Annotated in this window: 8 protein-coding genes; 5 read left to right on the forward strand and 3 right to left on the reverse strand. The window is 71.0% G+C overall.

Going from position 1 to position 11932, the window contains the following annotated elements:
- Nucleotides 1-206 precede the first annotated feature (206 nt).
- Entirely contained in the window at nucleotides 207-2048 is a 1842-nt protein-coding gene (locus tag AQJ66_RS22420) for an APC family permease (protein ID WP_061925170.1), read from the reverse strand.
- A gap of 206 nt (nucleotides 2049-2254) precedes the next feature.
- On the opposite strand from AQJ66_RS22420, the gene AQJ66_RS22425 reads away from it, so the two are divergent.
- Nucleotides 2255-2776, forward strand: a complete 522-nt coding sequence (locus AQJ66_RS22425) for a hypothetical protein (protein WP_061925173.1) — start codon at nucleotides 2255-2257, stop codon at nucleotides 2774-2776.
- A gap of 219 nt (nucleotides 2777-2995) precedes the next feature.
- Here AQJ66_RS22425 and AQJ66_RS22430 read toward each other — a convergent pair whose 3' ends face one another.
- The gene (locus AQJ66_RS22430; protein ID WP_244162890.1) at nucleotides 2996-3799 is read right to left on the reverse strand and encodes a DUF4118 domain-containing protein; all 804 of its coding nucleotides are present in this window, start codon (nucleotides 3797-3799) and stop codon (nucleotides 2996-2998) included.
- Nucleotides 3799-5328 (reverse strand): ATP-binding protein, encoded by a 1530-nt coding sequence (locus AQJ66_RS22435; RefSeq protein WP_061925176.1) that lies wholly within the window; start codon nucleotides 5326-5328, stop codon nucleotides 3799-3801. The genes AQJ66_RS22430 and AQJ66_RS22435 overlap by 1 nt, the downstream gene beginning before the upstream one ends.
- Before the next feature lie 377 nt (nucleotides 5329-5705).
- Here AQJ66_RS22435 and AQJ66_RS22440 point away from each other — a divergent pair, with 377 nt between their 5' ends.
- The 4 genes from AQJ66_RS22440 to AQJ66_RS22450 all read left to right on the forward strand — a co-directional run bounded on the left by AQJ66_RS22440 (nucleotide 5706) and on the right by AQJ66_RS22450 (nucleotide 11743).
- Complete coding sequence (locus AQJ66_RS22440) at nucleotides 5706-7655, forward strand: APC family permease (RefSeq protein WP_061925179.1); 1950 nt, start codon at nucleotides 5706-5708, stop codon at nucleotides 7653-7655.
- Between the two features lie 111 nt (nucleotides 7656-7766).
- Nucleotides 7767-8285, forward strand: coding sequence for a hypothetical protein (locus AQJ66_RS22445; protein WP_061925182.1), 519 nt, complete (start codon nucleotides 7767-7769; stop codon nucleotides 8283-8285).
- A gap of 488 nt (nucleotides 8286-8773) precedes the next feature.
- Complete coding sequence (locus AQJ66_RS40665; protein ID WP_279617333.1) at nucleotides 8774-8902, forward strand: hypothetical protein; 129 nt, start codon at nucleotides 8774-8776, stop codon at nucleotides 8900-8902.
- 42 nt (nucleotides 8903-8944) lie between these two features.
- The gene (locus AQJ66_RS22450; protein ID WP_079060351.1) at nucleotides 8945-11743 is read left to right on the forward strand and encodes a SpoIIE family protein phosphatase; all 2799 of its coding nucleotides are present in this window, start codon (nucleotides 8945-8947) and stop codon (nucleotides 11741-11743) included.
- Nucleotides 11744-11932: the final 189 nt, after the last annotated feature.

Here is an 11932-nt window from a genome sequence, read left to right on the forward strand (position 1 = left end):
GCACGGTGAAGACGAAGGCCAGATCGGCCATCGCGAACTCCTGAAGTGAGGTTCGATGAATCGGACGATTAGAGGAAAGCGCCTCTCTGGCCGGAATCCGTCACCGTTGACGGCTCTCATACGGCTGCGCCGACACCTTTGACGGGACCCTTACGACCCCTGATCCGTACCGGTCAGTAGTCAGCTGAGACGGTCGGTGACCCACCTCACAGCCGGAAGCGCAAGCGGCAGATCACCGCGTCCGTCTCCCGTCGCACGGCGTGCGCGACGACCGCGCCCCGCTGGTTCTGCAGCAACCGCTGCCACAGCCGCTCCGGTTCCGCCTCCGGGATCAGCACGGTGACCCGGGTGCCGGGCTCGGCGGCGGCCACCTCGCGGACGTACGCGGCGATGGGGCGGCCCAGGCTGCGCCGCCCCCAGGACAGCCGCACCAGCTCCACCCCCGGATCCCACTCCTCCCAAGCGCGCTCCAGCGCGTGCAGCGCGGCGCGGTCCTCGGGGTCCGGGTGGGTGACGGTCACTGCGCGGACCTCGTCACCGAGAGAGCCGGCCGCGGTCAGCGCCTCCGAAGCGAGCCGGGACAGCGAGGAGACCGGGACGATCACCAACGAGCGCTCGCGGTGCGGGGCCTGGGGTACGCGGCCGAGGCCGAGCCGCTCGCCGATCCGGCCGTAGGCATGGTGCACGCTCTCGAAGACCACCACGAGCAGTGGCAGAGTGATCGCGATCAGCCACGCCCCCTCGGTGAACTTGCTCGCCGTGACGACGACCGTCGCGACACCGGTGAGGACCGCGCCGAAGCCGTTGAGCAGCGCCTTGCCGCGCCAGCCCCTGCCCCTCTCCAGACGCCAGTGCCGGACCATGCCGACCTGGGCGATCGTGAAGCCGACGAAGACACCGATGGCGAACATCGGCACCAGGGTGTTGGTGTCGCCGCCGGAGAAGACCAGCAGCGCGGCCGAGACCACCGCGAGGGCCAGGACGCCGTGCCGGTGGACCTGGCGGTCGGCCTTCAGGGCGAAGACATGGGGTGCGTAGTTGTCGCGGGCGAGCAGCTTCAGCAGCACCGGCAGCCCGCCGAAGGACGTGTTCGCCGACAGCGCCAGCAGGATCATCGTCGCGAACTGGATGACGTAGAAAGCCCGGTTGTGGCCGAGCGAGGCGTCCGCGAGCTGGGCCAGGACCGTGACGCCCGCGACCGGCTGGAGGTGGAAGCGGCCGATCAGCACCGCCAGCCCGATCAGCATCAGACCGAGTACGGCGCCCAGGGCGACCTCCGCCCGCTGGGCCCGCCGGACGCGGGGGACGCGGAAGGAGGGGACGGCGTTGGCGATGGCCTCGACGCCGGTCAGCGCAGCACATCCGGAGGCGAAAGCTTTCAGCAGAAGCAGCGCCCCCACCGACGAGGTGTTGTCCGCGAGGACCGAGGCATGCCCCGCCGCCGTCGCGGTGCTCACCGGATGGGACCGGAACAGGCCGACGACGATCAGTACGAAGATCGAGCCGACGAAGACGACGGTGGGCACGATGAACGCCTTGGCGGACTCCACGATCCCGCGCAGATTGACGCACGTGATCAGTACGAGCACCGCCAGGCACAGCCACAGCCGGTCGCCGTACAGGGCGGGGAAGGCGGAGGTCAGCGCCGCCACCCCCGCGGTCACCGCGACGGCGACGTTGAGCACGTAGTCCAGCACCAGCGAGGCGGCGGCCGCCAGGCTCGTCCGCGCACCCAGGTGCGTCTTCGCCACCGCGTAGGAGCCGCCGCCGTCCGGGAAGGCCGCGATCACCTGCCGGTAGGAGGCCACGAGCACCGCGAGCAGGGCGGCGATGGCCAGGGTCACCGGCATGGTGAACCCCAGTCCGTGCGCACCGGCGGCGGCGAGCACGAGGACGATCGCCTCGGGGCCGTAGGCCACCGACGCCATCGCGTCCAGCGACAGCGCCGCGAGCCCGGTGACCGCGGTCAGCCGGTGGCGTTCGCCGGTATCAGGGGGCTCGTCACCGGCCGGGACGGCATCCGGATGCTCGGTGGTCAGGACGGACATGGGCGCGCTCCTTCTTCCTTCCGCGACGCACAAGGTTCAGGCGCGCGGGTGCACCCAGGTTCTGACCGTTTCCGGCCTCATCCGGCCCTTCCTTGCGACATCTTCGCGCCCAACCTGCTGACCTTGACAGGACCTTGACGGGCATCACCGTCAGAGCCGTATCAAGGTCCGCCGAACCTCATCCCCAGGTCACTACCGTCGACGCCATGGGACGCCCTGACGCATCAGGTGAGGCGGCGAACGACCGCGAGTGGGCACAGCAGTTGTGGAGCGCCGTACGCTGCGCCGCCGTTCTGCCGGCCCTGCTGCTCCTGGTCGACTGGGGCACCGGCCGGATCGCCTGGTGGCGCACCGGTCTGTGGTGCGCACTCGCCGGGCTGCTCTTCGTGGTTCTGTATCCCGCCCGCGTGTCCGCCGGCGGGAACTGGGTGGCCTCGCGCCGGCTGGGGCGCGAGCAGCGGGTCCGGACGGACCTGCTGGTGTCGGTTCGTTGCCTGGAGGGCATCTCTCCACGACTTCTGCTGCGGGACGCCCGGGGTGGCCGGGTCGAGATCGACCCCGAGGTCCTGGTACGCACCCCTCAGCTGTGGCTCCGCCTCGACGAGGGCGCACACAAGGCGACGGCCGACGGCCTGCTGCTGTGCGGGCAGACCGCACTGCGCCGTCTCTCCGCCCGCATGGACCACGAGACGGCGCGGGCCGTGTTCAAGGCATCCGGACTGGAGTAGAGACCGCTGATCGGTCCCTGCGGTTCCCCGGATGCGGCTGGACGCCCGTCGTGAGGATGTCCAGCCCCCGCCGGGTTGCGGCCAGGATTACCCGGCCACTGACGAAAGGTCGGCGAGCGTGGCCAAGTCGGTTGCCTGCGACGGAGTTTGCGGGGTCGGACGACAGCGCGGTGGACCTCGCCCTCGACATCACCTCCGCAGTCTTGGCTGCCCTGCCCGTCACCCGCGCACCGGTCCCGCCGTGTCCAGCGCCGCCCCTGTCTGGTCGGCCAGGATGACCGCGACCAGGCGGGCCTGCAGCGACGGCACGGGGCCTGGTCCGGGGGTGAGCAGGAAGCGGCCGAGGTAGTGGCCGTTGCCGTACGCCCGAAGTTCGATCTCGCCCTCGGGCCAGCCGTCGGTGTCCGGATTCCAGGTGCGCCGTCCCGCCGTCACGCTGCCGTCCTTCTCCAGACGCGGGGGCCGGCCCAGGAGCGAGCCGTACTCGAAGCGGCAGGCGCGCAGGCCCAGGAGGTCGGTCAGCTCGGTCCGGACGTGGTCGACCACGGTGTCCGCCGAGTTGACGGACTGGACGAGGTCGGCCGTGCGGTGGATGCGCGCCAGGTGAGCCGCGTCCGTCACCGTCATGACCTCCAGACGGCGCGCCCGGGCCGCGAGTTGAGAGACGATCAAGCCGACGGCCATCAGGAGCACCGCCGTCCCGATGTCGGCGGATGCGGTGATGTCGAAGGTCTCGTACGGCCGGGTGAGGAAGAAGTCGAACCATGCGGCCGCCGACAGCGCGGCGACCACGCCTGCCGTACGACTGCCCAGCGCGGCCACGGCGACGACCACCACGACGAGAATCAGGGCGGCGTTCGTGTGCGACACACCCGTACGGAACGGGACGAGTGCGAGGGACACCAGGAGCGGTGCGGCCAGGCCGGCCGTGAGGGCGAGCCGGTCACGCAGCGACCAGGTCCGGGGAGTGGCGCGCTTCCCCGCTCCGCGGCGCAGCTTCCAGGTTCCGGTCACCATGCTCATCACGCACCTCCTGCGCTCTGTTCGGTCGGTCCGGCACCCACCGGCTGTGCCGCGAACGGCAGCGAGACGACCATGGTCAGCCCACCGCCGGGGGTGTCCTCGGGGCCGAGGGTGCCGTTCATGGCTTCGGTCAGGCCGCGGGCGAGGGCGAGCCCGAGGCCGAGTCCTGTGGTGTTGTCGGTGTCGCCCAGCCGCTGGAAGGGCTCGAAGAGCCGGTCGCGGCCGTCGGCGGGCAGCCCGGGCCCCTGGTCCACCACTCGCAGCTCCACCCGCCCGGCCAGGGCACTCGCGGTGACCAGCACCCCCTTCCCCGGCGGGGTGTGCCGGGCGGCGTTGCCGACCAGGTTGGCGATCACTCGCTCCAGCAGCGGAGGGTCGGCCAGCACCGCGGGGATGTCCTCCACGTCCGCCACCTCGACCTCCGGTACGTCCACCAGGGCCATGGGCAGCACCTCCGCCAGGGAGGTCGCCCGCAGGTTCAGGGTGAGGGCGCCGGCCTCCAGGCGACTGAGGTCGAGGAGGTTCTCCACCAGACGGCTGAGCTTGGCCATCGACTCGTCGGCGGTGGCGAGAAGCTCCTCCCGGTCCTCTTCGGAGAAGGCGACGTCGCGGCTGCGCAGGGACGTGACCGCGGCCCACCCGGCGGCCAGCGGGGTCCGCAGGTCGTGGCCGACGGCCCGCAGCAGGGCCGTGCGCAGCCGGTCGGCCGCCTTCACTGGCTCCACCTCGGCCGCCGCCTCGGCCAGCCTGGCCCGTTCGACGGCGGAGCCGACGTGTGCGGCGAACACGGCCAGTACCCGCCGTTCGGAGAAGGAGAGGGTGCGGCCACGCAGGGCCAGTAAGCGCCGAGGCCTGCGGGAACGGTATTCCTGGAGCGCCTCGTCGACCCGGTCGGCCACCCACAGCAGCGCCAGCTGCCGCAGCGCGGTGAGGTTGCCGGGCCGGAGGTAGTTGGCGAGCGCGGCGTCGATCTTCTCCGGGGCGTAGATGCTGCCGTGAGCCATCCGGCGACGCAGGCCCTCGGGATGGATGTCGACCGGCTCGATCTGCGAGGCGCGCCGTACGACCTCGTCGGGCACGGTCTCGTGCTGCGGGACGCGGGTGATCTTCTCGACGACGTCGTTGAGGGACTCCAGGTGCTGGATGTTCAACGCGGTGAGCACGTCGATGCCGGCGCCGAGCAGGGCCTCGATGTCCTGCCAGCGCTCGGGGTTGCGGCCGTCGCCGGGGACGTTGGTGTGGGCGCACTCGTCGACGATCGTCACCTGCGGCCGGCGTGCGAGGACCGCGGCCAGGTCCATCTCTTCGAAGTGCCCGCCACGGTGGGCGCAGGCAAGCCGCGGCACGGTCTCCAGGCCCTCGAGCATCGCCTCCGTGTGCGGACGTCCGTGGCACTCCACGAAGCCGACCACCACATCCACCCCGCGCGAGGCACGGCGGCGCCCCTCGTCGAGCATCCGGTAGGTCTTGCCGACCCCCGGGGCCGCGCCGAGGTAGACCTTCAGTCGTCCGGGCCGTACGTCACTCATCGCCGCGACGCGCTCCGCTCATTTGTCCAACTCCCCTTGCGGGAAGAGCTCCTCCTCCAAGGAAGCCGCTTCGCGGGACCGTCGGTGCGATCGTTAGCGGTTCCTTGGCGGCGGTCCCGGGGACCTTGACACTGTCTTGACGTGGCCTGCCCCACGCTCTGGTCTGCGTGCCCCCTACAGCCCGATCCGCGCCCCGGCAATGGACGCCTCTTGATCCTGATGTGCAGCCGTCACTCACGCGGCCGGTCTTAACGCAGGCTTGACGCGCTCGGTGAAATCGCCCACGGGCCCGTGCGTCACTCTCTCCATAGGCTGGTGTCACCGTCCGCGTGATGGCCGGAACCCCACGCTGAGCCGCACGTCAGGAGAGCACGTCGATGGCCACCACCGAACAATCGCCGCCGAGCCGACTGCGGACGTGGATGCTGGAGGGCCTGTCCGACATGGCAGGGCACCAGCAGGGGCCGTACGCCGAGGCGGAGGCACCCCACAAGGGCCAGCGCTGGTACCGCGTGATGTGCCTGACAGGTGTCGACTACTTCTCCACCCTCGGCTACCAGCCCGGCATCGCCGCCCTCGCGGCCGGTCTGCTGTCCCCGGTCGCCACGCTCGTCCTCGTCGTCGTCACCTTGGCGGGTGCCCTGCCGGTCTACCGCAGGGTGGCCGAGGAGAGCCCGCACGGAGAGGGCTCCATCGCGATGCTGGAGCGGCTGCTGTCCTTCTGGAAGGGCAAGCTGTTCGTCCTCACCCTGCTGGGCTTCGCCGCCACCGACTTCCTGATCACCATCACCCTGTCGGCGGCCGACGCCTCCACCCACCTGATCGAGAACCCGCACCTGACAGACCTGCTGCACGGCCGGCAGATGATGATCACGCTTGCGCTGGTGGCTCTGCTGGGCGCGGTGTTCCTCAAGGGATTCCTGGAAGCGATCGGCGTCGCGGTCGCCCTGGTCGTCGTCTATCTCGCGCTGAACGCCGTGGTCGTGGTCGTCGGCTTCTGGCACGTGCTCACCGCCGAGCACGTCGTCACCGACTGGACCAGCGCCCTGACCACCCAGCACGGCAACGTCTTCGCCATGATCGGCGTCTCCCTGCTGGTCTTCCCGAAGCTCGCGCTCGGCCTGTCCGGCTTCGAGACCGGCGTCGCCGTCATGCCGCACGTACGCGGCGACGTCGGCGACACCGAGGAGAAGCCGACCGGCCGGATCCGGGACACCAAGAAGCTGCTCACGACCGCGGCGCTGATCATGAGCGTCTTCCTGATCACGACCAGCTTCATCACCACGGTGCTGATCCCGGCCAACGAGTTCAAGACCGGCGGTCAGGCCAACGGCCGCGCGCTGGCCTACCTCGCCCACCAGTATCTCGGCGGTGCCTTCGGCACCGTCTACGATCTCTCCACCATCGCGATCCTGTGGTTCGCCGGCGCCTCGGCCATGGCCGGCCTGCTCAACCTCATGCCGCGCTACCTGCCCCGCTACGGCATGGCCCCGCACTGGGCCCGCGCCGTGCGCCCGATGGTCATCACCTTCACCCTCATCGCCTTCCTGGTCACCTGGATCTTCGACGCCAACGTCGACGCACAGGGGGGCGCCTACGCCACCGGCGTGCTGGTCCTGATGTCCTCCGCGGCCATCGCGGTGACGATCGCCTCCCGCCGGGCCGCGCAGCGCGGTTGGACCGTCGCGTTCGCGGTCGTCTCGGCCGTCCTGCTCTACGTGACCGTGGCCAACGTCATCGAGCGCCCGGACGGCGTGAAGATCGGTGCCTGTTTCATCGTCGGCATCATGCTGGTCTCGCTGCTGTCCCGGCTGGCCCGCGCCTTCGAGCTGCGCGTGACCCATGTCGACCTGGACGACATGGCGGAACGATTCATCCGGGACATGTCCCACCGCCGCATCCGCTTCATCGCGAACAAGCCCGGGCGGCGTGACAAGGCCGCGTACCGCGCCAAGATCGAGCAGATCCGCGCCGACAACGACATTCCCGACACGGAGGACTTCGTCTTCGTCGAGGTCACGATCACCGACCCGTCCGAGTTCGAGGCCGGCCTCACCGTGCGCGGCGAGGTCCTGCACGACCGCTACCGTGTCATGACCCTGGAGCACTCCTCCGTCTCCAACGCCCTGGCGGCCCTCCTCCTGCACGCCCGGGACATGACGGGCTGCACGCCACACATCTACTTCGAGTGGACCGAAGGAACCCCGTTCAACAACTTCCTGCGCTTCTTCCTCTTCGGCCAGGGCGAGGTCGCCCCGGTCACCCGCGAGGTCCTGCGCGAGGCAGAGCACAACCGAGCCCGCCGACCTCGCGTCCACACCGCGTGAGGGCCGGCTCGCGGCGACCAGGTCAGGATCCCGTCAAGATGCGCCCGTGCGGCGCTAGGGGTCCGTAAGCAGCGGTCGCCGCCACCAGTGCGGCCGCCTAGCGTCGGTGTCATGCGACGGAGCGGTCCGACGGCCCTTGCCGGCGACCGCCACTGGCGTGGCAGCGCCCGGCTCGCTGTGAGCTGCGCTCTGCTGTTCTGCGCCCTGAGTCTGCTGGTCGACTGGGACGCGGGAGGCCTGACACCCCTGAGGGCCCTGCTCTGGATCGCCCTGTCGGCCACGGTGTGCGCCGTGCTGCTCCCCCAGCGGGTGAGCGCCGGCCCGGGCTGGCTCGCCGTGCGCACGCCCTGGCGCCGACGCGTGGTCCGCACGGACGCGCTGACCGCCGTACGGCAGTACGACGGCGTCTCCTCCCACCTGGTCCTGCGCGACGTACACGGCCACCGCCTGGAACTCGACCCCCGCGTCCTCGCCGCCAACCCCCTGCTCTGGCACGAACTCGACACCGGCGTCCGCCGCTCCCTGGAACGCGGCACCCTGCGCCAGGGAGCCGCGGTCCTGGAACGGCTGGGCCACCGCATCGACGACGAGACACTGCAGGCGATGCTTCGGGCGTCGGGGCTTTCCTGACCGCACACCGGCCCGACGGGGCGCAGCAACTCCTGGGGCCACGGACACAGTGCTGGTACAGCCACGCCCAGCACGGCGGCGGCAACCCACCATCATGCCGATCTCGAGCGAGATACTCATCAGCGGTAGTGAGCGCCTTCCTGAGGTGGGCGAGGGGCGGGATGACCACCTTCTGGCGGACGTACTCCGGTTACGGCACTGCCTTCACAGGGTCGAGTGCCATGGCGCCTTTGCCGTAGGCGTCCTGCAGGATGGCTTTCAGGGCGCGGAAGCAGGGCGTCGGGCGGGGCAGTCGATACCTGCCGCGGGCGCGGGTCAGCACACCGGAAACCGTCCGGCCTGATGCTGACCGTTTGCCGACCTGGAGGCGGCGATCAGCGCTCTGAGCTGTGAAAACACCCAAACGCTGCCTGCTCTTGCAGGTCAAGGGCGGTCCTCGGAGACTGACAACGACGGGCGCGTTCGGGCAGTCGCCGCCTGCTGTTGCCGTGCTCACACCGACCCAGCTGCGCGAGCACGGCCGCAAGAGCCACGTCACCGGCCGGCCGCTGCGGAAGCGGGACGGACAGGTGCGGGAGATCGTGGTCGCCTCGTGGTCGGCCATCCAGAAACGATAGAAAGGGGATATGAGCGGAGTTTCAGATCAATCCGGGCGAGGGATGCCCGATGCGTCGATGCGGACGCATCGGCCCGGTCGGCCCCCTCGGGGAGGAGGCGCGAGGCGGTCGGGGTCACTGCTGAGCGTGCACAGCCTCGCCGGGCAGGTCTTCCTGCTCCAGCTGGCGGTCGTGATGCTGCTCGTCGCCGCCGCCCTGGTGGCGCTCGTGGTGCAGGCTCGACGTGACGTCATGGCCGACGCCCGCCACCGGACGCTCACCGCCGCACAGACGTTCGCGAACTCCCCGGGAATCGTCGCGGCACTGGACAGCGCGCACCCGACCGCGGCGCTGCAGCCACACGCCGTGGCGGCCCGGAAGGCCGCAGGCGTCGACGCCGTCATCGTGTACGGGCTGAACGGGATCACCCTCGCCCACAGCGACCCGCGTCAGATCGGGAAGCGCGTCATCGGGCCTTACGCCGCGGCGGCGACGGGAAAGCCGTTCACGAGCACGTTCAAGGGCTCACTGGGACTCTCCGTGATCTCGGCCGTTCCCGTCAGGGGGCCCGACGGCTCGGTCATCGCCATCGTCTCCGTGCCCGTCACGGTCGAGACGGTGCAGCACAGGGTGGACCGGCAGCTGCCGGTCCTCCTCGGCGGCGCCGCCGCGGCCGTGGTGGTCGCCGCAGGCGGGTCGGGCCTGGTCAGCCGGAGGTTGCGGCGGCAGACCCATGGCCTGGGCCCGACGGAGATGACCCGGATGTACGAGCACCACGACGCGGTGCTGCACGCGGTGCGGGAAGGAGTGCTGATCGTCGGCGGTGACAGCCGGCTGCTGCTGGCCAACGACGAGGCACGACGGCTCCTGCACCTGCCGGCGGACGCGGAAGGGCGACGTGTCTGCGATCTGGGACTGGAGGAGGACCTCACCGGACTGCTGGCCTCCGACCGCCCCGCCACCGACGAGGTGTGCCTGGCGGCCGACCGGCTGCTCGCGGTCAGCAAGCGACTCACCGCACCGCACGGACCGGTCAGCAGCGTGGTGACGCTCCGGGACACCACCGAGCTGCGGGCCCTCTCCGGCCGGGCGGAGGTGGCGCGCGAACGACTGCAGTCGCTCTACGACGCCGGGACGCGGATCGGCACCACGCTCGACGTGAAGCGTACGGCCGAGGAACTGGCCGAGGTGGCGGTGACCCGGTTCGCCGACATCGTCACCGTCGATCTCCTGGACCCGGTCCTGCGCGGCGAGGAGTCCACCGGTGCGACCGCCGGGATCACGGAGCTGCGCCACACCGCCGTCGCCGGTCCCGGCGCGGGCCATCCGCTCCACCACGTCCGCGACCTGATCCGGTTCGGCCCGGCCCACCCCGTCTCCACGGCGATGGCCGAGGCCCGACCGGTCGTGATCAGGGACCTGAGCGCCTCCCACGACTGGCAGGCCCAGCAGCCCGACCGTGCCCGCCGGATCCTCGATCACGGCATCCACTCCCTGCTCGTGGTTCCGTTGCGAGCCCGCGGCGTGGTGCTGGGAGTGGTCGAATTCTGGCGCGCGAAGGGCTCCCCGCCGTTCGAGGACGAGGACGTGTCCTTCGCCGAGGAACTGGCCGCACGGGCAGCGGTGTGCATCGACAACGCCCGCCGCTACACCCGCGAACACGCCATGGCTGTCACCCTGCAGCACAGCCTGCTGCCACGCGCGCTGCCCGAGCTGTCCGTCCTCGACGTGGCCTACCGGTACCTGCCGGCCCAGGCCGGGGTGGGCGGGGACTGGTTCGACGTCATCCCGCTGTCCGGCAACCGCGTGGCCCTGGTCGTAGGCGATGTCGTCGGCCACGGTCTGCACGCCGCGGCGACCATGGGCCGGCTGCGTACCGCCGTGCACAACTTCGCCAGCCTCGACATGCCCGTGGAGGAGCTGCTGGGCCGACTGGACGAACTGGTGGCGCAGATCGACGCCGAGGAGGCCGTCGCCGCGGAGGACGGGCAGGCGATGATCAGCGGGGCGACCTGCCAGTACGCCGTCTACGACCCCGTCACCGGGCGGCTGAGCATCGCGACCGCGGGTCATCCGGGACCGGCGGTGGTCCGGTCCGACGGGACCGTCGACTTCCCCTCGCTGCCCGTCTCCCCGCCACTGGGACTCGGCGCCGGCCTGCCTGTGGAGACCGCCGAGCTCACCGTGCCCGAGGGTTCCCGGCTGGTGCTGTACACCGACGGACTGATCGAGGACCGCACCCGAGACCTGGACGCCGGTCTGGAGGCCCTGCGCGATGCTCTGACAGGGCCCGACCGCACGCCGGAGGCCACCTGCGCGACGGTGGTGGAGGCCATGCTGTCCGACCGCCCCAGGGACGACGTCGCGCTGCTGGTGGCCCGCACGTGCCGGCTCGGACCGGAGGAGGTCGCCGAGTGGGACGTGCCCCGTGACCCGGCGGCTGTGGGCCCGGTGCGCGCCGCCTGCTCCCGCCGGCTGACGGAGTGGGGGCTGGAGCACGTCGCCTTCACCGCCGAACTCATCCTCAGCGAGCTGATCACCAACGCCATCCGCTACGCCGCCGAGCCCATCGCCGTCCGGCTGCTGCGCAGGGTGCCGAAGAACGACTCCGCCGGGGGCACCCTGATCATCGAGGTCTCCGACGGCAGCAGCACCTCGCCGCGGCTGCGCCGGGCGAAGGTCACCGACGAAGGCGGCCGCGGACTGTTCCTGGTAGCCCGCTTCGCCGAACGCTGGGGGACCCGCTACACATCCACGGGCAAGGTCATCTGGGCCGAACAGTCCCTGCACCACGCCGCCGCGCCGGAGGCGGACGACCTCGGCGAGATCCTGCTGGACCAATGGGACGACACGGCCGTGTGAGAGCGGCGTGCACGGGCGCGCGGAAGGCGCGTCCAGCCGGGGAAGAACCCTGATCGCAGGCTTCCCGAGCGACGTCCTGCCGTCGAGGCGGCCGGGTACGCTGGCCTCGATGACCGCTTCGTCGGCACAGCGGGCCCGAGGGAACCGGGACGCGCGGTGGGAGGTTCGCCCCCGCGGACCCACGGGTGA

The organism is Streptomyces bungoensis (assembly GCF_001514215.1).
In the GTDB taxonomy this organism is placed as follows: Bacteria; Actinomycetota; Actinomycetes; order Streptomycetales; family Streptomycetaceae; genus Streptomyces; species Streptomyces bungoensis.